Annotated in this window: 20 protein-coding genes and 4 pseudogenes; 12 read left to right on the plus strand and 12 right to left on the minus strand. The window is 67.8% G+C overall.

The annotated features are described in order from the left end of the window. Positions 1 to 698 precede the first annotated feature (698 nt). From AC6F7H_RS00800 to AC6F7H_RS00815, 4 genes are all read right to left on the minus strand, one after another. The gene (locus AC6F7H_RS00800; RefSeq protein WP_500754561.1) at positions 699 to 944 is read right to left on the minus strand and encodes a hypothetical protein; all 246 of its coding nucleotides are present in this window, start codon (positions 942 to 944) and stop codon (positions 699 to 701) included. Between the two features lie 760 nt (positions 945 to 1,704). Beyond that, positions 1,705 to 2,340, minus strand: a complete 636-nt coding sequence (locus AC6F7H_RS00805) for a hypothetical protein (RefSeq protein WP_500754562.1) — start codon at positions 2,338 to 2,340, stop codon at positions 1,705 to 1,707. A 485-nt stretch (positions 2,341 to 2,825) separates the two neighbouring features. Continuing rightward, positions 2,826 to 3,740: an AAA family ATPase gene (locus AC6F7H_RS00810; RefSeq protein WP_500754563.1), complete on the minus strand. Its 915-nt coding sequence runs from the start codon at positions 3,738 to 3,740 to the stop codon at positions 2,826 to 2,828. Positions 3,741 to 4,664: 924 nt separating this feature from the next. Continuing rightward, a complete protein-coding gene (locus tag AC6F7H_RS00815; protein WP_500754564.1) occupies positions 4,665 to 4,892 on the minus strand; it encodes a MazG nucleotide pyrophosphohydrolase domain-containing protein in 228 nt (75 codons plus the stop codon). A gap of 149 nt (positions 4,893 to 5,041) precedes the next feature. Here AC6F7H_RS00815 and AC6F7H_RS00820 point away from each other — a divergent pair. After that, positions 5,042 to 5,986 (plus strand): annotated as a pseudogene (locus tag AC6F7H_RS00820) (ISAzo13 family transposase); the annotation flags it as partial. Between the two features lie 16 nt (positions 5,987 to 6,002). Here the strand turns inward: AC6F7H_RS00820 and AC6F7H_RS00825 are convergent. Further along, entirely contained in the window at positions 6,003 to 7,361 is a 1,359-nt protein-coding gene (locus tag AC6F7H_RS00825; RefSeq protein ID WP_500754565.1) for an IS4 family transposase, read from the minus strand. A gap of 60 nt (positions 7,362 to 7,421) precedes the next feature. Between AC6F7H_RS00825 and AC6F7H_RS00830 the strand changes: the two are divergent. Further along, positions 7,422 to 8,135: pseudogene (locus AC6F7H_RS00830) on the plus strand (ISAzo13-like element transposase-related protein); the annotation flags it as partial. 226 nt (positions 8,136 to 8,361) lie between these two features. Here the strand turns inward: AC6F7H_RS00830 and AC6F7H_RS00835 are convergent. Beyond that, positions 8,362 to 9,018: an NUDIX domain-containing protein gene (locus tag AC6F7H_RS00835; RefSeq protein WP_500754566.1), complete on the minus strand. Its 657-nt coding sequence runs from the start codon at positions 9,016 to 9,018 to the stop codon at positions 8,362 to 8,364. A 92-nt stretch (positions 9,019 to 9,110) separates the two neighbouring features. Between AC6F7H_RS00835 and AC6F7H_RS00840 the strand changes: the two genes are divergently transcribed. From AC6F7H_RS00840 to AC6F7H_RS00860, 5 genes are all read left to right on the plus strand, one after another. Next, positions 9,111 to 9,533 (plus strand): transposase, encoded by a 423-nt coding sequence (locus AC6F7H_RS00840; protein ID WP_500761603.1) that lies wholly within the window; start codon positions 9,111 to 9,113, stop codon positions 9,531 to 9,533. A 17-nt stretch (positions 9,534 to 9,550) separates the two neighbouring features. Then, a complete protein-coding gene (locus tag AC6F7H_RS00845) occupies positions 9,551 to 10,558 on the plus strand; it encodes an IS3 family transposase (protein ID WP_500754568.1) in 1,008 nt (335 codons plus the stop codon). 175 nt (positions 10,559 to 10,733) lie between these two features. Continuing rightward, positions 10,734 to 11,888: a ParA family protein gene (locus AC6F7H_RS00850; protein WP_500754569.1), complete on the plus strand. Its 1,155-nt coding sequence runs from the start codon at positions 10,734 to 10,736 to the stop codon at positions 11,886 to 11,888. Further along, on the plus strand, positions 11,885 to 13,129 hold the full coding sequence (locus AC6F7H_RS00855; RefSeq protein WP_500754570.1) for a ParB/RepB/Spo0J family partition protein: 1,245 nt from the start codon (positions 11,885 to 11,887) through the stop codon (positions 13,127 to 13,129). The genes AC6F7H_RS00850 and AC6F7H_RS00855 overlap by 4 nt, the downstream gene beginning before the upstream one ends. Positions 13,130 to 13,260: 131 nt before the next feature. Continuing rightward, positions 13,261 to 13,539 carry a hypothetical protein gene (locus AC6F7H_RS00860; protein ID WP_500754571.1) on the plus strand — a complete coding sequence of 93 codons (279 nt, stop codon included), beginning with the start codon at positions 13,261 to 13,263 and terminating at the stop codon, positions 13,537 to 13,539. Positions 13,540 to 13,562: 23 nt separating this feature from the next. Here the strand turns inward: AC6F7H_RS00860 and AC6F7H_RS00865 are convergent, their stop codons facing one another. The 6 genes and pseudogenes from AC6F7H_RS00865 to AC6F7H_RS00890 all read right to left on the minus strand — a co-directional run bounded on the left by AC6F7H_RS00865 (position 13,563) and on the right by AC6F7H_RS00890 (position 19,977). Further along, positions 13,563 to 14,405, minus strand: a complete 843-nt coding sequence (locus tag AC6F7H_RS00865; protein WP_500754572.1) for an IS5 family transposase — start codon at positions 14,403 to 14,405, stop codon at positions 13,563 to 13,565. Positions 14,406 to 14,523: 118 nt separating this feature from the next. Further along, positions 14,524 to 15,277: pseudogene (locus tag AC6F7H_RS00870) on the minus strand (transposase); the annotation flags it as partial. A gap of 22 nt (positions 15,278 to 15,299) precedes the next feature. Continuing rightward, positions 15,300 to 16,529 (minus strand): IS110 family RNA-guided transposase, encoded by a 1,230-nt coding sequence (locus AC6F7H_RS00875; RefSeq protein WP_500754573.1) that lies wholly within the window; start codon positions 16,527 to 16,529, stop codon positions 15,300 to 15,302. A 488-nt stretch (positions 16,530 to 17,017) separates the two neighbouring features. Next, positions 17,018 to 17,371: pseudogene (locus AC6F7H_RS00880) on the minus strand (helix-turn-helix domain-containing protein); the annotation flags it as partial. Between the two features lie 280 nt (positions 17,372 to 17,651). Then, on the minus strand, positions 17,652 to 19,241 hold the full coding sequence (locus AC6F7H_RS00885) for a S8 family serine peptidase (RefSeq protein WP_500754575.1): 1,590 nt from the start codon (positions 19,239 to 19,241) through the stop codon (positions 17,652 to 17,654). 277 nt (positions 19,242 to 19,518) lie between these two features. Continuing rightward, a complete protein-coding gene (locus AC6F7H_RS00890) occupies positions 19,519 to 19,977 on the minus strand; it encodes a hypothetical protein (protein WP_500754577.1) in 459 nt (152 codons plus the stop codon). 231 nt (positions 19,978 to 20,208) lie between these two features. On the opposite strand from AC6F7H_RS00890, the gene AC6F7H_RS00895 reads away from it, so the two are divergent. From AC6F7H_RS00895 to AC6F7H_RS00915, 5 genes are all read left to right on the plus strand, one after another. Beyond that, positions 20,209 to 20,400: a hypothetical protein gene (locus AC6F7H_RS00895; protein WP_500754578.1), complete on the plus strand. Its 192-nt coding sequence runs from the start codon at positions 20,209 to 20,211 to the stop codon at positions 20,398 to 20,400. A gap of 148 nt (positions 20,401 to 20,548) precedes the next feature. Further along, positions 20,549 to 21,307, plus strand: coding sequence for an IS6 family transposase (locus AC6F7H_RS00900; protein ID WP_500754579.1), 759 nt, complete (start codon positions 20,549 to 20,551; stop codon positions 21,305 to 21,307). 66 nt (positions 21,308 to 21,373) lie between these two features. Beyond that, positions 21,374 to 21,673: an integrase core domain-containing protein gene (locus tag AC6F7H_RS00905; protein ID WP_500754580.1), complete on the plus strand. Its 300-nt coding sequence runs from the start codon at positions 21,374 to 21,376 to the stop codon at positions 21,671 to 21,673. 149 nt (positions 21,674 to 21,822) lie between these two features. Continuing rightward, complete coding sequence (locus AC6F7H_RS00910; protein ID WP_500754582.1) at positions 21,823 to 22,392, plus strand: hypothetical protein; 570 nt, start codon at positions 21,823 to 21,825, stop codon at positions 22,390 to 22,392. A 1,414-nt stretch (positions 22,393 to 23,806) separates the two neighbouring features. Further along, a complete protein-coding gene (locus AC6F7H_RS00915) occupies positions 23,807 to 24,877 on the plus strand; it encodes a hypothetical protein (protein WP_500754583.1) in 1,071 nt (356 codons plus the stop codon). The last annotated feature ends 179 nt before the right edge of the window (positions 24,878 to 25,056 follow it).

Genomic DNA, 25,056 nt, shown 5'->3' on the forward strand with positions numbered 1-25,056 from the left:
GGTCGAGGAGGGCGGTGGATGAGCACGCCGTGGAGGCGTGGACACTGGTTCGTCGGGCCAGGTCTTCTGATGAGGGGGACGCGCTGTTCGCGGGCAAGAGAAGACCAGCCCCTTGGCTGGCAGCTATGATCTGCTCCCGTCGAGGGGAAAGAGGGAAACGTCCATCGCCGTCTGGCTTGCTGATCTCGCAGCCAGACACGACCTATTCAGTTGGGGAAGACATCACCTCCGTGTGTTGGGCGGGCGGTGCGGCGGCATAGGCGTTGGGCCAGCGTTGCTGTGACGGGCGTGATGGACGCGCACTTGGGCGTGCCAGGAAAGTTCGCTAGAGAGCGACAACCTGAGGACCGAGTGGTGTTGTCCTAGGCCCTGGAGGCCCTCGACAAGACAAGCAACTTGCCGGCTAACGGATGAGTCACGTGCCCTGCGGCCGAGCCGCAAGCACTGAGACAGGTCACGGAACGGCCTGCTGGAGGAAGGGGTCGCGGGCCCCCTCCTCGTCGGCACGGCGCACCTGAAGTTGATCATGGTTACCAGTTTCGATGGGCATGACAGGGGAGACACGTCTAGCCGAGGCTCCTGTCAGCGGAGACGACTCGGCTAGAGGCTGGTAACCTCGAAGGTGGTGAGAGAGGCTACTTAGCCTTTTCGGTTCGGCACCCACCCTGTTTGCGGCAGGTCAGTGGGTGCCGTTCTCTTTATGCGGCGTCCTTGGCGGCTCCTTCGTCGAACTCGTCCGCCAGCCGTTGCTGCAACTTGACGTGCCAGGCTCCGATGGGCAGAACGTGGTACGGCAGGTCCCTCGCGAGGGCCTCTTCGCTGAGCTGCAGCAGCTGGTAGTCCTGGTGGGCCAGGGCGACGGACTCGGGGAAGGCCACGAGCCGCGTTCGGGGATAGATCTTGTCCTTGCCCCCGGGCTGGGATGCTGCGACCAGCAGTTCCATCACTATCCGGACAGCGTCCCAGTCACGTTGGAACGCTGCGGTGGTGCGCTCGCCCTGCTGTGTTTCCCTGTTCGTCGACCTCGTGGCGCCGAGCGCTGCCGCAACCTGCGCCAGCACAACGTCGTGAGGACGAAGCTGGTCAGCCTCCGGCAGGAGCCCGATTCGCGCCAGATTCTTGAGAGTTCCCGCCCCGACACCCGACCACTCGGACACGGTGCGCTGGGACACCGTTCCGTTTCGTCGCACGACTGACCTGCGAGGCGGCACTGGAACTCCTTCCGAACAGAACTGTGGTGAGCACGAGACTATCGTGCCGTGCTGCGAATCATACGACCCTCGCGCACTTTTGATGCAAACTCAGGAAGGCTCGCGTGTCGCAAGCGTAACGTCGCGGCCCGCCGGCAGGGAAGTAATCCGCGTCAGATGCCGACAACAGTGCAGGTAGGGCGGCCTTCTGCATACGAAAGAGTGAAGATCAGGACGGGAGTCCGAGAGAACTGAAGGAAGTGTCAGGGCATTTGAAGTGTACGAGGGTCGTGCAGTTTGGCGGTAGATACGGCACTCAGCGAAGCCTGCGGTGCGTCCGCGAAGAGGCTTGCCTAACTGGGGCGGCGACTCTTCTGCGTCCGAGAGTGTCGCGTGTCCCTGTGTCCCGCTACGTGTCCCGCTACGTGTCCCAGCTTGTGGTTATGTGAACCTATGGTTAAGGAGAAGGGGTGCGAGCCAGCTCGGCTCGCACCCCTTCACAGACTGACTCAGATCAGGCCGGCGCCTCAGCCTGCAGCTGCGCGAGGAACGACTGCACGATCACGTTGATCATGTGGCCGTGGAGACCTGTCGTGTTCGCCAGGAGGAGTTCGTCCATCATGTCGTCGAGCCACTCGTCGTTCTTCGTGCTGATGCTGTAGTGGTTCGCCGAGGCAGAACCTCCCTCCTCTCCCAGGTGCTGGTCGCGGAAGTCGTCCGCGGCCTTGATGAGGTCGGCGACAGGCACCTCTCGCACCAGGGTGATGGCAGCATCGACGTAATGACTCGGCTTGAGGTTCCTGAGCCCGAGCATCCTCTTGTCGCTGACCATCTGGCGATTCACCGCGGTGGCGACTTCATCGTGGAGGCGGATGTTGCGCTTCGCGTTTTTCTTGCCCGTTCGAGTGGCCTGGGCCAGGCGGTAGCTCTTGGCCAGCTCGTAGTAGGCCACCGGCAGGCCCTGAACCTTCTGCTCAAGCTGCGGCGGAAGGGCATCGAGCATCTTGTTCTCGGCATAGCCGCTGGACGCGGGGAAGGCGGGCCTAGCCGTCCGGCGAACCGCCACCTCCCCAGTGGGCGCTGAAAGGCCCGGCGCAGGGTCTGAGAGGCCGCGAATCAGGGTGCTCGGAAGCTCAGGGGTGGTGCCCATCGCGGGGGCTCCAGCCCTCTGCGCAACATGATCACGTTCCTGCGGGGGGATGGGGACTGCTTCCGCAGGCGATTCGGGATCGACGCTGGTGTCGTTGTGCCCGACGCTCGAGCTGGGGGCAGAGGCGTCGGGCATGGTGCTGACTGAGGAGGCTCGAGATGCGGTCGGCTGCGCCAAGGACTCAGCCGCAGCTGCAGGCTTCTCCGTACGCTGCGGCGCAGGGGGTGCGGCTGGCTCGACTGCGACCGTGGGCGTCGAGGCAGGGGCGGCTTCTGCCGTGATCCCAGCAGCGGGTGTCTCGTCAGTCTTCGGAGCACCATCGGAGTTCAGCGCAGTAGAGGCTGCTGCTGGCTGTGGTCCCTCGTTGTTGATCTTTGAGAGCGCGCCAGACGCTGACAGCTGGTTGAGCCTCCCGAAGGCAGCGCTGGCCTTGGTAGCCCGCTTCCGCGGGGCGGGTGTCTTTCCCTTGCCCTTGGGTTCGGCCATTACTGGGCCTCCACCGCGTCGTGAAGCCATGCAGCTTCGCGCTCCGTGATGACCGAGGCGGGTACGCCGAGGACTTCCGCGAGCACAGAGCTGAAGTAGCCGAAGTCGTCCGGAATGGACCCCCAGGTGTCCGCGATCCCTTCGAGGAGGGGGACGGTCCCTTCCAGGAGCCCGACCGAAGGTAGGCCATCCGGGTGATCGGCGCTCTCGCCGTTGATCAGGCCTTGGATGTACTCACGGGCGTTGGCGTAGCTGCTGCGCTTGGGGAACGACTTCGCGAGCATGACCGACAGGTCGATGCGCTCCCCCATTTCCTCCAGGAGATCGAACGTCGTGGTCAGCTGAACCACGTCGCCGACGTGCTGCTGCGTGGGTACGATCCCGCGCTTGGTCAGCATCCAGGCAGTCTTGAGCACGCCCTTGTCGGTGGGCCCGACGTCGATGATGAGGTGCTTGAATCCCCTCGCCATGAGGTCGGTTACCTGCTTGGCCATGGCCGAGCCCGTGTAGCCAACGACAGTCACGAGAGGCGGCCAGTCTTCGCCCGCAGCTGCCTGCCACTTGAGGCACGTTTTGTTGGTGTCATCGGCGTCTACCAGGAGAACAGGCTCTCCGGTGAGCGCCAGGATCAGTGCGATGTAGACGGACATGGTCGTCTTCATCACTCCGCCCTTTGCGTTGCCCATGGTGATTTTCACGCCGTCGGGCGTGTTGAGGGCGGCAAGGACAGCGGTTTTCAGGGGCTCCGGAAGTTCGTTGACCAATTCCCCCACTTCCTCGGCGACGTGCGAGGGGATTGTGAGGGCCGGTGAGGCCATCGGCTCGGATCGGAACGTTGCGGAAGCGGAAGGCGCTTCGCTTGAAGGGGAGGGGACGAGCCCCTGTGTCTGCTCGGGAGCGAGTTCGCGAGGCATGTGAGTTGTGTACCTGCTTACTTCTGGGCGAGATGCTACTTGGCTACCGCGCACCCGCGTCAGCTGGCACTGCAGCGCCCCTCAGATTGCGGTGAGTGCCGATGGAAGCGGGTTGCATGGGAGAAGGGCTGCTTGCCCGTCAACCTTCATCGCCCGACGGCTGGTCGCTTCGGTGCCGAACTTCCTAGGTGGCTGCCCGGCTGCCATCCGGTCTACTGGATGGCGAGGCCACGCTAGCAGAGACATGGTGTCCCCTCGGGTGGGACGCACGGAAGTGCGTCCAAGTGAGTTGCCACCTCCCGTTGAAGGAGTGTCGACGCCTGCTCGTATCGCGGTCATGTTGGGCGAATGGAGTGGTTGCGTGCCGGTCGGTGCGGCACCGAGGACACTGCAGTTTCCTTCATGGGCGTCGACCACATGAACCTTCGAAAGGGCGACTGTGTCCCTGTGTCCCTCCCTGTGTCCCTCCCTGTGTCCCCGGTAGTGAACTTGTGAAATGGCAGGTCAGGGGGTGTTTTTGCTTTCTTTTTGCTTCTCGGGCGGGCGTCCTTGAGGGTGCGCACTCAGCCTGTCGCGCCCTTCAGCGAAAGCAGAAAAGGCCTACAGAAGCGGCATTAAAGACAAGTCAACTGTTCATGGTTATAAGTGACTTCACTCCTATTTCACTCACCCTCCTGTGCGCGAGGGTCGCGCGCTCGCGCCTACGTGGCGAGCCGTCAAGTGGGTCCGACACTCAAGGTCAGGCCGTCAGATCGAGCACCTCAAGGCGATAACTCGCTTCCCGACCCAGATGGCAACCCGCAGAAGAATCTGAGAGCGGAGGTCGCGACCCCTGGGATATCGCCGGCCAGCCCCACACCCAGTGCGCCGAGGACTTTGGCCTCAGGGGATCCGCTTCACGCTGTCCAGGTGATGCCAAGACGCTCATGGGGCAGGAGCGTTCTGGGTAAGGCGAGCGCTGATCTTCTCGTCCAGCTCTGCCATGGTGCGGTCGAAGGCGTGCTCGAGGTCCACGTTGTGCAGGTGGGCCAAAACGAGTACCGACCACAGACAATCGGCAAGCTCGTGCTCCAACGCGGCCCGGCCGCCCGGGTTCTCTCGTGCCCCTTCTTCGGCCATGACGAGCTTGGCCAGGTCGCCGACGTCCCCCATGAAACCCAGCATGAATTCACCGCGCGTCCAGACGCGGCCGCGCTCACGACGGTTCAGTTCGTCATATAGGCCGTGGATGCGTATGGCCTGGGGGTCGCCGATTAATAACTCCTCGGTTTCTGAGTTCTGTTGGCCCGTAGGATGCGGGTGTGGCGGAGGGGATCGAGGCGGGGCTTTCGGAGGCGTTCGCGTTGTTGCTGCCGTATCTGGACGAGCGGCAGCGACGGCTGGTGCTGGGGGCTGCTGCCCGGGTGCGGGGGCACGGCGGGATTCGCCTGGTGGCGGCGGCTGCGGGGGCGGCGGAGTCCACGGTGTCGCGTGGGTTGCGCGAGTTGGAACAGGGTGAAGGGCCCGATGGCCGGGTCCGGGTGGCGGGCGCGGGCCGCAAGCGGCTGCGAGACGTTGATCCGGAACTGGTCCCGGCGTTGCTGGCGCTGGTCGAGCCGGACCAGCGGGGAGATCCGGAGTCGCCGTTGCGGTGGACGGTGAAGTCCACCCGTGTCCTGGCCGCGGAGCTGTCCCGCCAGGGGCACCGGGTCGGTCACGACACGGTGGCCGCGCTGCTGAAGGCCGAGGGGTTCTCCCTGCAGGGCACCTCGCGCACCACCGAGGGGGCCCGCCACCCGGACCGGGATGCCCAGTTCCACTACATCAACGACCAGGTGAAGGCGTATCTCGCGGACGGGCAGCCGGTCATCAGCGTGGACACCAAGAAAAAGGAGACCCTCGGTCAGTACGCGGTCGCCGGGCGCGAGTGGCACCGGGCCGGGCAGCCGGTGCAGGTGCGTGCCCATGACTTTCCCGAGAAGGGCGCGCTGAAGGCGGTGCCGTACGGGATCTATGACATCGGCGCGGATGCCGGCTGGGTGTCGGTGGGGTGCGACGGTGACACGTCCGCGTTCGCCGTGGCCACCTTGCGTCGTTGGTGGGACGGGGAAGGCCGACACCGCTACCCGCGCGCCTCCCGTCTGCTGATCACCGCTGATGCCGGAGGTTCCAACGGCTACCGGGTGCGCGCGTGGAAGAAGGAACTCGCCGTCTTCGCCCACGACACCGGGCTGCAGGTGACCGTGTGTCACTTTCCTCCGGGCACTCAATGCCGTTGTTTGACTACTGAACTATCGTCGCCTGCAGTGTGATGGTCCTGGCGGGTACGTGGCGTGGTAGGGCTTTCGGTTTGCCCTTCGGTCGGTAGGAGTACAGCGAGTTGGGCCGTTTCAGGAAGCGGTCTGCCTCTCGCAGTCGGCGGGTGCCGCTGTCGAGTTTCCGGCGGACCTTCGCCGCCAGCGCGGTCAGGAACCTGCGGATCTTCGGCGGGGTGTCGGCGAGCTGACGGACCACGCTGCGTCGGGTGTGCTTGAGGACCTTGACGAACGAGATGCGGTCCGGGTCGATGCCGTTGCTGTCGGCAAGTTGCATGATGATGCCGGTCAGGCAGTGGTGCACGACCAGGTGCGCCCACACTTCCTGGCGCACCAGCTGCGGGTCGGTGGATCGCAGAACTTCCTGCCGGCCCCGCTGGAAGGTCTTGATCTGCCGATAGGCCGATTCCACCTCCCATCTTTCGTGATACAAGACCGCCAACTCCCTTGCTGGGTAGGCGTCGTGATCGAAGAGGTCGGTCAGCAGCCTGATCACTTCGCCCCCGTCGACGCGGTACTCGATCACGCGCACCAGCACACCGCCCGGATGGGCGCCCTTCTGCCCCGCGAGGTTCATGCGCGCCAGATAGGTGCCGTCGGGCAGGTGGCGTACCGGGCGGCGTGCCACACACGAGCGGGCCCGCAGCAGCAGGTGGGCACCGGCGCCGGTATACGCCTTCCATAACTCCACCCCGGGGAACCCCCGGTCCATGATCACGAGCATCCCGGAGGCCGAGGCGGCCATTGCCACGGCTGGGTCGCGTTCACCGCTGTTGTAGCCGCCCACCCGGGCGTCGATGGAAGAGTGCGTGCCGGTCTCGGTCAGCGTCACGACTCTCACCTGCGGAAACCCGCCCGGTTTCCCGCTGGAGTCTTTCGGGCCGCCGAAGGCGAGTCGGTTGGCCTCGTTGTCCGGCACGTCCAGCAGGAACCCGTCGACCGCAGCGAGACGCATCCCCCGGTAGAAGGCCCCGGCCAGCCCCGCAGGGGCCCGCGGACCGGCCAGGCGGTGGAAGATCCGCTCGACAACCTCCGGTCCCAGGCGCTCCCGAGCCCGGGTGAAAGACGCCTTGTGCGGGATGCACTCGCTCAACTCCTGTATTCCACCTACCAGTTGCTCTGCCACATCGTCGTAGGAGTCCTGGTGGAAGAGCGCAAGCGCGAGTGTGAAGTAGACCATGAACCCCGCCGGCAACGCTCCCGGCCGACGGTCCCGTTTGCGACACTCCGACAGGACCTCGTCCACCAACTCGGGCGTCACCCACTGTGTGATCAAGCCCAGCCGCACTCGCTCAGATACCCCGCTCCACGGATGCACACCCCGCATAACGGCGCGACGCTCAGTCCGTCACTACCAACTCAATGAACCTTCAAACAACGGCATTGTCCGGGCACTTCAAAGTGGAACAAGATAGAACACCGGCTGTTCTCCCAGATCAGCATCAACTGGCGTGGCAGGCCCCTGACCAGCCATGAAGTCGTGGTCAGCACCATCGGCGCCACCCGCACCCGCACCGGACTGGCCGTCCACGCCGAACTCGACCCCGGCACCTACCCCACCGGCGTCACCGTCCCCGACACCGTCATGGACCGCCTCCCCCTCGCCCCGCACGACTGGCACGGCACCTGGAACTACACGCTGCGACCCGAACCCCTGGCTCCTCCAGTGCCCTCCAGGCCGGCCGAGTTCGGCCGTTTCCCGGCCGGCGACAAACTCCCCGTCTGGCTGCGGCATCCCAGCCTCACCGGCCTGGAACCCGCCGCCTTCGATGATCTCGCCGCCCGCTACCGCGCCTGGCGTGCCGAACATCCACCGATCCTCCTTCCCGGAAAACGTCCCGACGGTGGCCCCGGTGCCGGCGGCAGACGACTGTCCGCCGCCGACCAACTCGTCGTCTTCCTCCTCAAGAAGCGCTGGTCCATGACGAACGCCGTGCTCGCCGAGGCGACCGGCCTGAGCAAGAGCCGGATCGGCGCGACCCTCTGGGACGCCACCCCCGTCCTCGCCGCACTCGGTCACACCGCCTCCACCGGCGCCCTCACCGTGACCACGGCACAACAACTTGCCGCGATCGCCGGGCACGATCTCGCGAGCTCATGACCGCGCCAAGATCAAGGACTTATTTTTCGACAGCCCCCTGGTGCTTCAGGCGGTCGAGGTCCATGAAGTTTGTCCCTTCTGGGGCGTGTGCTGAGGAGGAAGGAGGCTGTGCTCGGACTCCTGGTCTGCCGGGCACGAGGAGGACCGGGAGACGAACTCGCACTTGCTGATGTGGTGCGGGCAAGGACTCTGCGTCATTGACAGGGGCGGGCGCGACTTCACGCGTTCAGAGCGAGAAGTACCGGCCCAGTACCTGGTGCAGGTAGTCCGCGCAGGGGCCGAGACGGGTGGCGTGCCCAGCCGAGGGCACCAGCGCGATCTTGTCGAGTTCGACTGCGTCCTGGCCGGTCCCGGACATGCTGAGATGTGCATGTTGGCGCTGTGCGAGTGCGCTGGGTCTGGGCGGGGCGAGGAAGTGGAAGCCGAGGCTGCCGAAACGTCTTCCGCGGGTGAGGCCCCAGAGCCGCAACTCGCCGTCGGGGATGTGGATGCCGGTCTCTTCGGTGAGCTCGCGGGCAGCATGCCGGCGCAGTGCGTCCACGTTCAAGGGCTGTCCGGGCGGCGACGGTTCGACCGAGCCCCCGGGCAGCGTCCAGCGGCCGGGTGCCGCCGTGGTGGGGGAGCCGCGTCCGACCACGAGTCCGCCCTCGGTGGGGAGTAGGACCGTGACGAAGACGGAGCCGGGGACATCGTCCGCCGGCCGGAGGTGTCGCAGGGCTCTGTGCCGGTACGTCATTCTCGCCCACCGCACCGTCAGCCGGCTGGGGTCCGGTCGGTCGAGCCCGAGGCTCGCGACGAGGGGACCGTCGAAGGTTGCCGGGTTTTGGGCCGTGGTGTGAGCCCAGAGACGGTCGACCTCCTGCTGCTCCCAGGGCGACAGCACGGGTGAAGGATGCTCGGCGAGGTCGATTCGTTGCGCGTCGACGAACCCCTCTCTGACAGCCTTGACTGAGACGCCCGCTTTGCCGGGTTAGGCTGGAAGGGCGAGACAGGAGTACACCCCGGCATGGCCGGCACCCCCCCCCCCGTAGCTCCGGACCGGATCCGGCGCCCCGTCCGAAGCGGCGGACGTTCTCCGCGGAGTACAAGCTGCGGATCGTCGCCGAGTACGACGCCGCCCCGACCGGGGAGAAGGGCGCGATCCTGCGGCGTGAGCGGCTGTACCACTCGCACGTGATCGAGTGGCGCCAGGCCCGCGACGGCGGCGCTCTGGACGCCCTGACCGATCAGCGCACCTCGCCGGCCCGGCCGAAGCAGGCGGCCGAGCAGGCCGAACTGGAACGACTCCGCAAGAAGGTCGCCCGGCTGGAGAAGGACCTGGCCCGCCGGGACGCGGCACTGGAAGTCATGGGAAAAGCCAACGCGCTCTTGGAACTGCTCTCCGAGAGCGCGGACTGAAGCACGCCGCCGCACCGGTGATCACCGAGGCGTTCGCGGGCGTCCAGGGCCAGTTGGGGACCACGGCGGCCTGCCGGCTGACCGGACGCTCACGTGCCACCCACTACCGCCGCCTCAGCCCGAGGCCGAAGCCTGAACCGTCCCCAAGACCCACGCCCGCCTCGGCCCTCTCACCGGCCGAGCGGGCCGCGGTCCTGGCACTGCTGAACCGGCCGGAGTACGCCGACCTGCCGCCCGCCCAGGTCTGGGCACGTGAACTGGACGCGGGGAACTACTGGTGCTCGGAGCGGACGATGTACCGGATCCTGTCGGCCGCCGGACAGAACGGCGAACGCCGCCGCCAGGCCACCCACCCGCCCAGGACGATCCCCGAACTCGTCGCGACCGGCCCCTCCCAGGTTTTCACCTGGGACATCACCCGACTGCCCGGACCGGCCAGGGGCATCTGGTTCCACGCCTACGTGATCATCGACATCTTCAGCCGGTACATCGTCGGGCACACCGTCGAACGCGCCGGAACGGCCGAGCGGGCCGAGGAGTTGATCCGCGAGACCATCGAACGCAACGGCATCGTGCCCGAGACCGTCCACGCGGACCGCGGCACCTCCATGACCAGCAAGAAGGTCTCCCAGCTGCTGACCGACCTCGGCGTCACCAGGAGCCATTCCCGACCCCGGGTGAGCAACGACAACCCCTTCAGCGAAAGCCAGTTCCGCACCACCAAGTACGCACCCGACTACCCCGAACGCTTCGACTCCCTGGCGCACGCCAGGGAGTCGATGGACGCGTTCATCAGCTACTACAACCACGAGCACCGCCACTCCGGGATCGGCCTGCACACCCCCGCCTCGGTCCACTTCGGCACCGCCCACGAGGTGAGGGATCAGCGGTCCGTCGCCCTCGCCGGGGCTTACGAACGCCATCCCGAGCGCTTCGCCCGCCGGCCGAAACCACCCGAGATACCCGGCCAGGTCTGGATCAACGACCCCACCAAGCGAGCGCAAACCGAATCACAAAGCTCATAGCGACGTAAACGTCTCATTTGACTTGAAAGCTACCGCCCTGGGCCTGCTTGTTGTCCGCGGACAACGTTCACTCGTGGTTGACAGGCTTGGACGTTTGTTGTCCGCGGACAACAAGTGTGGGCAGACACGTGCTTTGCGGGGTTTCTGAACCGGGTCAGGCGAGTAAGGTAGCGCCATGACCGCGCCATACGACCCGACCGATCGGGAAAAGGTAGTAGCCAAGCTGCCTGCTGAGCTACGCAAGGAGCTGAAGGTCCGGGCAGCGGAACTGGGGAAGGACATCCAGGACGCCGTCACTGAAGGTGTTGAGGCCTGGCGGAAGGCAAAGGGCAGCCTGGTGGTCGACACCGCTGGGGGCACGTCGTTCGCGACCTATCTCCCGGCCGGGCTGTACGGCAAGCTCAAGCAGGACTGCAAGACCCGCAACATCTCTTACAATCAGGGGATCGCCCAGTCGATCCGCTGGTGGCTCGACAACAACCCGTCCCCACGCCCGAGGCCGGCCCGGGTCACCGGAGCGCGCCGGATCATCTTCGGCAACCAGAAGGGCGGCGTGGGCAAGACATCGGTCTCCGCTGGCGTCGCCCAAGCGCTCGCAGAGTCTGGGCACCGCACGCTGCTCATCGACTTCGACCCGCAGGGCCACCTCACCAAGCAGCTTGGCTACCCGATGCTCGACATCGATGAGGCCAGCTTGGCCAAGCACATGTTGAAGGAGGCCAAGGGCGGGCTGAGCGAGCTGCTCGTGCCGATAAAGGGCGGTGACTTCGAAGAGCACCTGTGGCTGCTGCCCGCCTGCAAGGACGCGTTCCTGCTCGACGCGAAGCTGGCCACCACTAAGGCCGTACGCATCAAGGAGACGGCGCTGGAGAAGGCCCTCGAGCCGCTGGAGCAGGAATTCGACTACATCATCGTCGACTGCCCCCCGAGCCTGGGCTACTCCATGGACACCGCCCTGTACTACTGCCGCACCCGTGACGGGGAAGAACCCAATGCCTCCGGCATCGTGGTCCCGGTCTTGGCCGAGGACTCCTCCGCTGACGCCTACGACATGCTCTACGACCAGGTCCAGGACCTCATTGAGGACATGGACATCGACATTGCTCTGCTGGGCTTCGTGGTCAACATGTACGACAGCCGCAAGGGTTTCGTCGCTACGTCATCGCTCGATGAATGGCGCAACATCGGCGAACCGCCCGTCCTCGCCGTGGTCCCCGAGTTGAAGGACCAGCGCGAAGCGGTCCGTGTGAAGAAGCCGCTGCTCGTGCACGCGCCCTACGGTGACCAGGCAGATGTGATGCGTACCGTGGCACGGAGGATCAGCGCATGAGTGTCGCCGACAAGTTGGGGGCCGGATCGTCGTTCGGCAACGTTACTCGAGGACGCAGTGCCCGAGGTCGTGCCAAGGCCGTCGCCCAGGGGGATGTGCCTGCGTATGAGCTTGTGCGGCTGCAGCTGGACGAGGTCGCGCCCACCCCGTTGAATCCGCGCCGGAACTTCGGCACGGAGGAGGAGCTGACCCGCTTTGGTGAGGAGCTGCGGCAGGCACAGTTGTCGGCCTGTGTCGCTGTCACTCGTGACGCCTACCTGACGCTGTGGCCTGAGCATGAGGAACGGATCGGTTCCGCCAAGCATGTTCTGATCAACGGTGAGCGGCGCTATCGCAGCGGCGTTCACGTCGGAATGGAAGCGCTGGACTTTGTTGTCCGGGACGACCTGGCTTCCTCTCGTGAGCAGTTCATCAACCACCTGCTCAAGGAGAACCTCGACCGTGAAGACTTCGACGTCATAGAGCGGGCCCGAGGTGTGCAGCACTTGGTGGACGTCTGTGCGGAGAAGGGGGAGCGTGGTGCTCGTTCTCGTGCCGCTGAGCAGTTGGGTAAGGACCGGTCCTGGGTGACCAACCAGCTCGTCCTGTTGGAGCTGCCGGCGGAGTTGCAGTCGATGCTCAGCGCTGGCAGCCTCGCGGAGCGTGATGGTCGGCTTCTTGCCCGCCATTTGAAGGACAATCCAGGTCTTGATGCCGCAGCGCTGCTGGATCATCTTGAGCAAACGAAGACGGCAGCGGCCATGCTCAAGCAGCAGGAGAAGGAAGCGCTGGAGCTCGTACGGGGAGTCCAGGCGGGGACGGCTGCAGGTGCGTTGTTGTCCGCGGACAACGAACCATCCGGCGACTCCGGCACAGCGGACGCTACGGGCGTCTCAGTGCAGAAGCGTCGGACACTGAACGGTGGCAAGAAGACGGCGGAGTCCTCTTCGGCGCTGCCCGGACAGCGGAACGACCCGGCTGGTGATGCAGCGGCGGGCACGGAAGAGGAGCAGGAGGACAGCCAGCCCAAGCGGTTGCCGTACGACAACCCCGTCTATGTGGCCATGCATCTGGAAGTCAAGATGGAGCCCGAGGACTTCCTGAAATCCACGCGCTTGATGGCAACGAAGTGCTGGGACAGGGCCGGGCTGGACCCCTCCCTCAACCTGTTGAAGGACATGCTGAAGGCGGCAAAGCAACACGACCCCGAGTCGCTGCAGTCCCTGCTTGCCGAGTTCACCAGCGAGACCATGACGGCTTGACCTCGGCAGTGCGGCACAAAGCACTGCAAGAACAGGGGCGCCTTAGAGGTCGCGCAGATAGGCGGCGTTGAGGGCGTGTACTCCAGCTAGGCTCAGAAGACCACCGGTTACAGACCGCTATGAGGGGGGCCATGACCGTCACCTACTTGATGCTCGCGCGGCTACCTGAAGGGGGCTTGGGCGCCTTCGACGCTTATGAAGGCGCTGTCCTGCCCCTCCTTGCCGAGTATGGAGGGCGGCTTGAGCGCCGACTGCGCACTCTGGACGATCAGGTCGAGGCCCACCTCATAACCTTTCCCACCAGCGAGGATCTCGCTGCCTACCGGGCGGATCCCCGGCGTTCTGCCGCTGCACCACTGCTGGAGTCGTCTGGGGCAGCGGTCGAACTGCTCGCGGTACGCGACGTTTAGATGTGGCGCGGATGATGGTGCGGTCATGGCCGGCGGTTCGGGCGTTCGTCCCAGCGGTGAGTGGTCCATGCCCGCCGGATCAGGCTGCGCACGGTGATGATCGTGTCGGCGAGGTCGAAGAAGGCGTCGATGACGATGGCGCGCCGTTCGTAGCAGCGGGTGAGCCGGTGGAAGGCGTTCTGCCGGGCGTGGGTGCGCTCCACGTGCCAGCGCCGGCTGGCCTGGATGGGTGCCTTCTCGCCCTTGTGCGCGATGCGGCCGCGCAGGCCGCGTTCGTTGAGCAGGGTGCGGGTGGTGTCCGAGTCGTAGCCGGCGTCCAGGTGCACGGTGATGTCGTCGGGCAGCGGGCCCAGGTCATTCAGGCGGTCCAGGGTCGGGGCGAGCAGCGGGGAGTCGTGGCGGTTGGCGCCGGCCAGGACACGCCCCAGGGGAATGCCGTATCCGTCGGTCATGCCCGAGCGTTTCAGGCCCTGTTTGCCGCGGTCGACCGGGGAGCGCCCGGCCACCTCGCCGCCTCCGGGGGCCTTGGTGATGGAGCCGTCGACGGCGATCTGGTCGAGGACGAGGCCGACGATCCGGTCGTAGGCGTCCAGCGCGATCTGCTTGAGCCGGGCGAAGACGCCCTGTCGGATCCATTCGTCGCGGCGGCTGCGGATCGTGGTGGCCGAGCAGGTCGTGTCGGCGATCGCCTCGTAAGGACAGCCGAAGCGCGGCAGTTGCAGCAGCTTGTCGAAGATGATCCGGTCGCTGATGCGCCGGCGGTGGCAGCCGAGCGGATGGTCCGGGTGGTACGCCGGCCGCTCGGGCAGCAGGACCGCGAATTGGTCCCAGAGCGGTTCGGTCAGCCATAATGGAAGCGCGGGCACAGGTCTCTCCAGTGATCACAGAGCGTCGCAACTCCATGATCACCGGGACCTGTGCCCGTCCTGTTGCCGGTGTCCCCAACCGCGCCTATCCGCGCGACCTCTTACTGACTTCGGCTCGTCAGGGTGACGCGGGGTCGTCGAGGGTCAGGCCGGTGCCGGCTATGAAGCCGTCGAGGGTGTCGGGCCGGTACTGAAGCCGTTTGAGCCGGTTGCGGACGAGGGCCTCGAGCCGGTCCAGGGCGACCACGGCGAGGTTGGCCAGGCTGCGTTTGACGTGTGCCCAGACCCACTCCTGCGGGGTTGAGGTCGGGCGCGTAGGCGGGCAGCAGGAACACCGTCAGCCATGCACGCTCGGCGATCAACTCACGCATAGCACGGGAGACGTGGGTGTTGAGCCGGTCCCACACCAGCACGATCGGCGCCCTGACGAGCTGGTGGACGCCGTCGACCAACGCAAGGAAGTCCCGCTCGCCCATGCTGCGCCGCTTGCCCTTCCCCGCGGGGTGGGTGCGCAGGCGGTGGCACAGCCGGGTTCGGGAACCCGGCCGCATCGCGATCAGCCCGGCCACCGACAGCCGTCCCGAACGCCGCCCGCTGACCGTCACGACCGGGGTGCGGCCGCGCCGGCCCCTGGGGGTACCCCCGGGCGGAGCCTGGGGGAGTGCGTCCTGTGGGCGGCTTCCGGGTGAATCCTGCCTCGTCCTCGAAGCAGATGTAGCTCCCGCAGGCCGCCCGGGCTCTTTTACCTCCGCCCAGGTCCCCTCCTTCCACATGGTGACGGCCTGCCCGTCGCGCTCGGCGACCCGCCGCGCGGGCACCTGCGGGCTGAAGCCGAGCCGGTGCATCAGCCTCGTCGCCCCGGAGACGCTGTAGACACCTCAGGTGTTTAGCGTGTCAAGCGGCTTCGGCTGGTTCGACGGGGAAGGCGGTGTGTTCGTCGAACAGTTCGGTGTGCTGGAGGCAGTGGTAGAGCTGGCCGATCATGCGGTTGAACAGGTGGCGCTGGGCGCCGGCGTGCCAGTCGCCGCAGTCGTCGCGGCGGTGGCGGTAGTGGGCTTTGGCGCCGAGTGAGGCGTTGGGGGCGGAGAAGGCCCATAGGTAGCCGGCCGCGTTGAGCCGGTCGTTCTTGACCCAGCGGCGGGTGATGGACGACTTCTTGCCCGAGGCGCGGGTGATGGGCGAGGAGCCCGCGTATGCCTTCAGGCCGCGGGCGTCGGTGAAGCGGGTGCGGTCGTCTCCGACCTCGGCGAGCACCCGGGCGCCGAGCTGGACGCCGAGGCCGGGGAAGGACAGGTAGATGTCAGCATCCGGGTGCTGAGGGAACACCTCCTCCACCGCCTTCGCGAGCCGGTCGGCGGCGGTGCAGGTGGCCTCCAGCTGGATCAGCAGGGCCAGCATCTGCTCGCCGAGGGCGTCCTCCACGAGCGGAGGCTGGTGGGCCCACTCGGCGCGGAGGACCTCGTGCAACCGGTCGGCCTCCGCCTCGATGCCGCGCTGGCGTCCGGCGCGCTTGAGGGTGGCTTGGAGCTGTGTGCGGGTCAGGCGGGCCGCGCGGGTGGGGGTGGGGGCGGCCTTGAGCAGGGCGTGGGCCTCGGGACGGCACAGGCCGTTCTTCCACGGCTCGACCGCGGCCAGGGCGGCGGGGTAGTACTCGCGCAGCAGCGAGCGGAGCTGGTTGGCGATGGTCTGACGGTTCCAGGTGGCGTCCTGCTGGGCCCGGGCCAGGACGGCGATGGCGCGGGCGAGGTCGGTGTCGTCGGGCAGAGGCCGGTGGGCATGCATGTCCGTGCGCAGGATGTTCGCCAGCACGAGGGCGTCACCGGGGTCGGACTTCTTGCGCGAGACGGAGTGGCGGTCGCGGTAGCGGGCGGCGGCCATCGGGTTGATCGCGTAGACCTTCCGCCGACCGGTGCGCAGGACGGCGACCAGCAGGCCGCGGGAGGTCTCGATCGCGACCGGGATGGGGTTGTCCTCGGTGTCGCCGTGCTCGGCGAGCAGGTCCAGCAGGATCTTGTAGCCGGCCGCGTCGTCGGTGATGTGCCGTTTGGCGACCAGCGTTCCGGTGTGGTCGACCAACGCCACGTCGTGTGTCTTCTCTGCCCAGTCGATGCCGCAGTAGATCAAGGTCCCTCCCGGTAGTGCCTATGCGTTTGTACTGGTCACGAGCTCGTGCGGAACCACGCAGCGACCTAATCCCAGGACTCGGCCCTCGGGGCCGGTCCGCCACCTCAGCAGCTGTTCGTGGCACCAGCGCACCCCACGGGCCTCGGTCTGTGCGGGAGCTCGAAGATCAGCTCGGGCGTATCAAGAGGTCATCGCGCGATGGGCTCGCACCACCAACACCAACGAGTGATCAAGCTGGCGGTGTTGACGGTGGTGGTGGTCGCGAGGGCACCGGACGCCGCACGGTCTACAGCTAGGCGTCGAAGCCCGGAGACGTGTAGGCGTCCGTCCGCCGCCCATGCGGCCACCACCACCATCAGAGCCGGGACCGCCCACCGATGCACGGAAGGGTTTCGGGAGCCCGGATGGAGCCAGACGCCACGGTCCCGGCATTCTCGAACGGCTCGCCCGTGTTCCCGATCCGGCAGACCGTCCTTACCCACGGATTAGGAGACGTGGAACTTCCTGCCGATCAGCGTGGCCACCCTCGCCGCGGTCCACACCTGGTCCTCCACCCAGCCATGCGCGGCCGGGCCCTGCTCCAGATACGCGGCCAGCTTCTCCAGACAGCGCGGGGACAGCCGACACCGCGATCCGCTCGGGCCCCGGGAGACCAGCGCCTGCACACCGCCGTCCCGCCACAGCTGGTGCCACCGGTAGGCCGACTTCCGGCTCACCCGCAGCCGCCGTGCCACCTCGGCCGGCTTGATCTCCTGCTCGAACAGCTCGGCCGCCTGCATCCGCACCGACTCCCGGCGCCAACGCCCCACAGCGGTCAGACCGCCCCCATCCGCATACCTCACACACCACGGGATACAGCCACCGCTCCAGGCTCATCAGAGACTTCGGGAAAATTCACCCCACCGAGCCGAAGTCAGTAAGTGCGGTCGTATGTCCCGCAAGCGCCGCTCAGCATCCCAACAACCCGCCCTCGTCGAGCGGAATCCCGCTCTGGAAGCCGAAGGGCTGGAAGCCCTGGCCCGGGAATACCCAGCTTCGATTCCGCCTGGCCTGCACGCCGAACGGCACCCGTCCCGAGGCGAGGGCGGGTGCCGTTCGGCGTGCAGGCCGCGGGTAGAGGACCTACCCGGTCATGGAGGGGGCGATGGGCGACAGGGTCGGAGCGAGCTGCACTCCGGGGGCCAGGCCGAGGGCGACGAGAGCGTCGGGCAGGCCGCGTCCGACGCGGGCCGCCTCCAGAGTTGCCGGGCCGGCCAGTTGGCGGCAGCTGGCGGCGATGATCTCGAACAGGTGCTGCACTCGGCCGGGTCCGCGGGGCAGCAACTGGCCGTGGAAGTCCTCGTGGTGAGCGAGCACGAGCGCGGCGAGGCCCGCGACGTGGGCCGAGGCCGTGCCGGTGCCGTCGAGGGCGGTGTAGCCGCCCTGCGCGGCGCACGACAGGACCGCCACGCCAGGGGCGACCGCATCGACTCCGGGGCCGTAGCAGCTGAACGGTGCCGCGAACAGCCCTTCCGGTGTCAACTGCGGCCCCGTATGGGTGGCTTGGGAGGCGTCCTGCGGGTAGGAGCCGAAGACGCCCAGTGCGCCGACGGCAAACACGGTGGGCAGTGCGCCCGGGAAAGTGACCGGTCCACCGGTGTCGCCTGCCGGGGCGACGCAGGCGACGCCTGCCGCGTTGGCGTCGGCGAGTTTGCGGGAGACCAACGCCGAGGTGTAGGGCGTCGCCACCGCGATGTGGGCGATGTCGACCTCGCGCTCGATGCAGTGGTCCAGGGCCGCGATCAGGTCGCTGAAGTGCCCGTCGGGCATGACCTGGCAGACCTCGATCTCGGCGTCGACGGCGATGCCGATGACGCCCTTGCCGGTGTCGGCCCCGGCGATGATGCCCGCCGCGTGGGTACCGCTGCCCACCGTGTCGTGCGCCCAGCCCTCGTCCGTGCCGTGGACGATGCCGACCCCGGAAATCACGTGTTGCTTCAGATCGGGGTGCTCGGCGCTGACGCCCGAACCGATCATACCGACCTTGATGCCGAAGGCGCGGAACGTGGGAGGCAGTCGGTCGAGCCGCATGGCCTGTTGGCCCCAGCCGTACTGCTGCCGCTGCTCCAGTTCCGGGTACACCTTGGACAGCGGGGTGAGGGTGACGAGGTTCTCCTGCGTCCCCGACAGGTCGGGGCGAGGGATCCAGCGGTCCGCGTATCCGCCCGTGGGACGTACGTACAGGGACTGGACGGACTGTTCGGTCTCCGTCGCCAGGGTGACGGTGACCGTCCCGTCGGCCCCGGTGATGCCCTGACTCGGCCAGGTCGCCCCGATCAGGAACACCCCGGCGCCGGCCAGCGGTTCCTCGTCTGGGCCGCAGACGCGCAGCGCGATCTTCACGGGTTGTTCCAGGGGCATGACCAGCCCCGGATCGCGCAGCGACAGCATGCCCGCGGTCTGCGTGGCGGCGGGTACGGTTGCGGACAGTGGCAGATCCGGTTCGATGTGCACGCGCAGCGACCGCATCGCCGGTACCTGGGCTTCGGCCGCCTCGACGACCGCGATCTCCGGGCAGGAGGGGGGCGGCCCCACCGACTGGAGCTTCTCCGACGGCCGGAGTCTGCGGACCACCGTGACCTCGGGCATCCGGTCCAGCCGGTCGCACACCGCGTCCATGCCCAGTTCGGGAGCTCCCGGTGGGAGCAGTTGCTGCGGTAGTGGTGTCACCATGTACCGCGACCGGCGCGGCTGCACCTCGATCGGTGCCGGCGCGCCTTTGGTGCGTGGCGCCTCTTCTTTGCCCTCGGGTGCCGGTCCGCCGGTCCCCGCGCCCCCGGACCCGCTCTCACGGTTGTTTCCGGGCCTTCCCTTGACCATTACGTCCACCTTCACCACGCCAACGTCGTCCTTGTGCTCCTGATCCCGTCCCAAGCGGCTCGCGCTTCCACGGTGATGCGGTGTGCCCAAGAACCGCTCCTGAGCACACCGCATCGCGCGCCGCTGGAAGTCAGCCGATACCGAAGGGCTGACCACCCATCTGGCCGAACGACTGCGGACCGTACCCGCCGCCCCACGGCTGCTGACCCTGCATGCCCTGCATGCCCTGCATGCCCTGCTGGAGCAGCGTCACGATCGCGTTCGGCAGCGCCTGCTGCACGGACTGCTCCACGGCGTGGCGGACGGCCCCGGCCAGCGTGCGGTGCAGCATGAGGGCCATGTACGGGTGCGCCTGCTGGGCCAGCTCCGGCCGCTGCTGCAGCTGCTGCTGGATCTGCTGGATCTGCTGGAACGTCTGCTGCACCTGCTGCGCGACCTGCTGGGCCGTCTGCTGACACGCCTGCTGGATGGTCTGCTGGACCATCTGGGCGATCTGCTGCGAGCCGCCCATCTGCGGGCCGCCCATCTGCTGACCGCCGAACTGCGAGCCGTACTGCTGGAGGGGTTGGGTACCGGTCATCACCGACATGAATGCTCCGTTCGATGCCATGGAAAGCCAACACAAGGAATAATATTGGCTTTATCGGAACAAATCCGATGTGTTGAAGCTAAGTTGACGACGCCCGGTCCGCAATCGGACGAGCTGCTCCTGGGGAGCAGACCCCTCGATCGGCTCCGGCGACTGGTGAGCCGTGGGTGGCGCGGCAGGATGGGCTGCTAGGCGCTGTGTCGAAAATCCTGATCACGCGTTGGTCCGGGCGTGAATCCTCGCGTCGACGACGCGGTGCCCCATGCGGCACCGCTCGGGCTGACCGGATCCCGGCCCGATCTCGATGACCTGGGCACCGGCGTCCAGCGGGACGGCAGGCGGGGCCGGGCCGTGATGGTCATCGGCTCAGCGGTGACCGTTGCCGCTGCTGTGGTGCGTGCCCGTGCGGACCAGCTCGCTTGAGAGACTCGGAGACGACCGGGCAGGGCAGGCCAGATGGTCCGCCGGCAGCCGGAAGGGATGCGGCTGCGGGCCTGCGTGACCAGCTGGCCAAGGCGATCGCCTCCCTCCGCTCGCAGACGGCGTTGTCACGTTGGCTGACCGGCCTGGGATGATCTTGGAGTTGATCGTGCCGGGGAGGGATTCGCTCGTGTCATCCGCGTCGCCGTCGTACAAGGGGCGCCGGTACCCAGTCGAGATCATCTCCCACTGTGTATGGCTGTACTTCCGCTTCCCGCTGTCGTACCGCGAGGTCGAGGAGCTGATGCTCGAGCGCGGTGTCGTCGTCTCCCATGAGACGGTCCGCCGCTGGTGCGCCACGTTCGGGCAGGCCTACGCCAACGCGCTGCGCCGCCGCCATCACCGGCCCGGCGACACATGGCACCTGGACGAGGTCTTCATCAGGATCAACGGGGAACAGAAGTACCTGTGGCGGGCCGTGGACCAGGACGGCACCGTGCTCGACATCCTCCTGCAGAACCGCCGGGACACCGCTGCGGCCAGGCGGTTCTTCCGCACGCTGCTGACGAAGACGGGCGAGGTGCCGCGGGTGATCGTCACGGACAAGCTCCGCTCCTACGGCGTGGCCCACCGCGAGGTGATGCCCTCGGTCGAGCACCGTTCGCACAAGGGCCTGAACAACCGGGCGGAGAACTCCCACCAGCCCACGCGACAGCGGGAATGCGCCATGAAGGGCTTCCGCTCCGCCGGCGCAGCACAACGCTTCCTGTCCGCCTTCGGCGGCATCTCACCGCACGTCCGGCCCCGCCGCCACCTGATGACCGCCCCCAGCTACCGAGCCGAGATGACCGTCCGCTTCGCCATCTGGGACCAGGCCACCGGCGTCACCGGCCGACCTGCCGCGGCCTGAGCCCAGGGCCGACACCCGGCCCCACCACACCTCGACACACTGTCAGACACCCGCACACCCAACAACGTGACAACGCCCAAAAACCTGCTGCTCAGCGCGCCACAGGCGCCGCGCAGGAACGCCCACTGCGAGCGAGTGAGCGGCACGATCCGGCGCGAGGTCCCCGGCCACATCCTGAGCGTGAACGAAGCCCACGCCCACCAGGTCCTCACCAAGTACCAGGAGCACTGCCACACGCATCGGCCACACCGCTCACGAGACCAACGACCACCCGAAGCCCAAGAACAGCCGGCGGTATGGCACGATCGCGTGCCCCGCGGGCTCCTGCGCACCCGCGTCGTCGGCGGGGCCGTCAACGAGTACTGATACACGGCTTGAGCCGCAGCGACGACTTTACGAGCCCCATAGGAGAACCCGCCCGGGTCAGCAGTGATGGCGGCGAGAACAGGGCCCGGTGAGGGTGGAGGAGTGCTCGACGTTCCCGTCGGCTCACCCCCTTTCGAAGGAGCGCACTCGTGTCCGGACGCAACACCTGGATCCGCAGCCTGCACGATCTGGGCCTGGCAGCCTGGTTCGGCGGCTCACTCATGGGCGCGGTCGGTCTGAACGGCGCGGCCAAGGACGAAGGCGGAACTGATGAGACCAGTGCACGCATCGCTTCGTCGGGCTGGGCGAAGTGGACGCCGGTCAATGCCGCCGCCCTTGGCGCGCACCTGTTCGGCGGCGGCGGGCTGCTGGCCGTGAACGCCCACCGGGTCGCCGCGCAGCAGGGCGTGGCCGCCTCCACTGCGGCCAAGACCGTCGTCACCGCCGGGGCCCTGGCCACCACCGCTTACGCCCGCATCCTGGGTAAGAAGATCGAGCTGGCCTCCTCCCTCGACCCGCAGGACGCCGAGAAGGCAGAGCAGCATCCCATCGACACCACCAAGGCCCGGCGGCAACTGGCCTACGCACAGTGGGCGGTGCCGGCCCTGACCGGATGCCTGGTGATCCTCAATGCCCTGCACGGTGAGCAGCAGCGTCCCAAGGAACAGCTGCACGGCATGTGGGGGCGGGCCCGCTCCGCCGCCCCTTTCCTCCCGTGAAGATTGTGAAACGCCGGCAGGTCGTCTTCATCGGGTGAGGCGGCCGCACATGCGGAGTGGGTGAAGGGTGCTCGCCCTGTCGGCGACGGTGATGATCTCCGTGCCACCGGGGCCCGTCCGGCAGCACGTCTGCAGCAGCCCGTTCACCGCCGAGGCGCGCCGGCACCCGCGACGGCGAACGCGGCAAGGCACCCCTGCCGGAGTCCGGTCAAGGGGGTGGTCAAGGGGGTCTGCCCTCGCCACGCCGCTACGGTCCGTGACAGGTGTGTGAGGGCAGTGTCCGGCGGCGCTCGTGCCCGCCGGGGTGCCGGCTTTGGCATCCAGGGCTCGGGGGCTCGGGCGTTCGTCCGGGGCGGGTTGTGTTCCGTGTGGCGCGAGGTGTCGGTGGAGTGGTCGGCAGTCGTCGTCGGCCGCTGCCGGCCGTCTTCCCGCTGGCCGCGGTGGGGCGTGGGACGGTCCGCCGCTGACACAGGGATCGGGTTTCACTGTCATGAGGTGATGGATCCCCCGGGCGGCGTCGTTCTCGCGGTGAGGGTGGTCTGAGCGTTCCGTCGGTTGGAGCGACTCGCCCCTGGATGCCGGATAGCCCAGGGCCCTGAACGTCCACGGAAGCAGCGCAGGCACGGCCTGAAGTTGCCCGGGTTCTGATCAGGGCTGCGGGCCAGGTGACGACTGGCTCTCCGGCCCGGTGGCATCGGCTCCACCGACACGGCCGGGGGCGTGCGACAGCATCACCGCTGCCTGCCGGCGAAGGGAGGCGATCGCCTCGACCAGCCGGCCACGCAGGCCCGCATCCGCATCCATCCCGGCTGCCGCCGCGGTCGAGCCCGGACCGTCTGACTGGCCCGGGCCACCCGGTCCTGAGTCTTTCAAGCGAGCCGGTCCGCACGGGCACGCACCACGGCAGTGGCAACGGGCACCGCTGAGCCGGTGACCATCACGGCCCGGCCCCGCCTGCCGTCCCGCTGGACGCCGGTGTTCAGGCCGGCGCGATCGGGCCGGGAGCCGGTCAGCCCGAGCGGTGCCGCATGGGGCACCACGTCATCGACGCGAGGATTCACGCCCGGACCAACGCGTGATCAGGATTTTCGACACAGCGCCACCGCCGCCCTCACCCGTTCGGCCCACGCTGCCTCCACCGCGGCGCCCACCCGGGGCCGCGGGGCCGGGCCGCCCCGGGAAGGTCTTTTCCGCCCGGTGCCGTGGGCCCCACAGGGGTGGCGGGCGGCAGGCCCGAGGCGTCCCGGCCGGTCTGGGCCGCACCGGACGCGAAGTCGGCCGCCGGGCAATCCTGCCGGGGGTCCCACAGGATGGTCCCTGGTTGCCCGGCCTCGGCAATGCCCGGCAGGCAGCCGATGCCCGAGGCGCGGCGGGCGTGGGCCGGCCGCCTGACCCCACCCCCAGGGAGCACCCCATGGCAGTGATGCACCCCATGGCAGTGATGACGGACGCGCTCGTACCGGCGCTGGAGGACGTTCGTGCGGCGCATGAGGCGCTCGCAGGCCGATTGCGGGCGGATGCGACCATCACGCCGCCCGGCCCGTACCGGCAGATGCTCGAGCGCCAGGCGGACGACGTCCAAGACGGCCTCCAGCGCATCGAGCACCACATGCGCGAGCTGCGGCCCCGCGACATGGCCGGGAACACCGTGGATATGGCGCGGTTCATCTCGCGCGGCGCCGTGCGCACCGTCATGCTGCCGTTGACCATCGGATCCACGCTCGTGACGGACATGCTGCGCGGCCGGCGGCCCCACGACGAGCGGCGGCTGCTGAAAAACGCCCAGGACGAGTACGCGGTCACCGCCCGGGCGCTGGCGGCCTGCCGGGCCGGGCAGAGCATCGCCGAAGAGGCCCACGACCAGGCCACCGCCGACCTGCTCGCCGCACTGCGCCGCCAGGACGAGGAACTGCTCGAACAACTGGAGGACAGCGTCGCCCAGAACGCCCGGGCCGTGGCGGCCGCGGCCAACGGCTTCGTCCGGGAGAACGGCGGCGGCTGGGCCGACGCGGCCGCCCGCGCCGTGCGGACCGCCGCCAACCGGGTGCAAGACGTCGCCCAGACCGGCGGCCGGCGGGCCCGGGGTGCCGCCGGGGGCGCGGTGCGCGAGATGCCCGAGCCGACCCGCCTGGCCGAAAAGGTCCAGGGTGCGGTGACCCGGGAGGAGGAACTGCCGATCCCCCGCTTCAGCCGGCTCAGCGTCGACGAAATCCAGCGGCAACTGCGCGCACTCTCCCAGTCGGACCTGACGGTCATCGAGGGATACGAACGCACCCACTCCAACCGCCCCCCGGTCCTGGACACCATCGAGCAGCTGCGCGGCAGCGAACCCTGGCCCGGCTACGACACCATGGACCCGGACAAGCTCACCACCCGGTTGCAGAACGTCCCCGCCGGCATCGCCCGCCAGGTCCAGGAGTACGAACGGCGCCACCAGCAGCGCCAGAAGGTCATCTCCGCCGCCCAGGCGCGCACCATCTCCTGACGCCCACAGGCGCGCGTCTGCCGGTAGACGGGTGAGGGCAGGACAGCGCAGCGCGCTTGCGGAGGAACTCATGACAGCCCTGGAGCTGCCCGCACCGGCTCCAGCCTCCGGCGGCCTGGTCGCGGCCGCCGTCATCACGGCGGAGAGCGCGCTGCCCCGGCGTTGCGGCGTACGGTGAA

It is taken from the genome of Streptomyces sp. MMS24-W38 (genome assembly GCF_059889265.1).

Coding starts and splice junctions, on each gene's coding strand:
- AC6F7H_RS00805 (WP_500754562.1), bottom strand. CDS start 2,340: ATGGGCACCACCCCTGAGCTTCCGAGCACCCTGATTCGCGGCCTCTCA.
- AC6F7H_RS00890 (WP_500754577.1), bottom strand. CDS start 19,977: ATGTCGGTGATGACCGGTACCCAACCCCTCCAGCAGTACGGCTCGCAG.
- AC6F7H_RS00860 (WP_500754571.1), top strand. CDS start 13,261: ATGACCGTCACCTACTTGATGCTCGCGCGGCTACCTGAAGGGGGCTTG.
- AC6F7H_RS00810 (WP_500754563.1), bottom strand. CDS start 3,740: ATGCCTCGCGAACTCGCTCCCGAGCAGACACAGGGGCTCGTCCCCTCC.
- AC6F7H_RS00815 (WP_500754564.1), bottom strand. CDS start 4,892: ATGGGGGACGTCGGCGACCTGGCCAAGCTCGTCATGGCCGAAGAAGGG.
- AC6F7H_RS00800 (WP_500754561.1), bottom strand. CDS start 944: ATGGAACTGCTGGTCGCAGCATCCCAGCCCGGGGGCAAGGACAAGATC.
- AC6F7H_RS00825 (WP_500754565.1), bottom strand. CDS start 7,361: ATGCGGGGTGTGCATCCGTGGAGCGGGGTATCTGAGCGAGTGCGGCTG.
- AC6F7H_RS00850 (WP_500754569.1), top strand. CDS start 10,734: ATGACCGCGCCATACGACCCGACCGATCGGGAAAAGGTAGTAGCCAAG.
- AC6F7H_RS00915 (WP_500754583.1), top strand. CDS start 23,807: ATGGCAGTGATGCACCCCATGGCAGTGATGACGGACGCGCTCGTACCG.
- AC6F7H_RS00885 (WP_500754575.1), bottom strand. CDS start 19,241: ATGGTGACACCACTACCGCAGCAACTGCTCCCACCGGGAGCTCCCGAA.
- AC6F7H_RS00855 (WP_500754570.1), top strand. CDS start 11,885: ATGAGTGTCGCCGACAAGTTGGGGGCCGGATCGTCGTTCGGCAACGTT.
- AC6F7H_RS00900 (WP_500754579.1), top strand. CDS start 20,549: ATGATCTTGGAGTTGATCGTGCCGGGGAGGGATTCGCTCGTGTCATCC.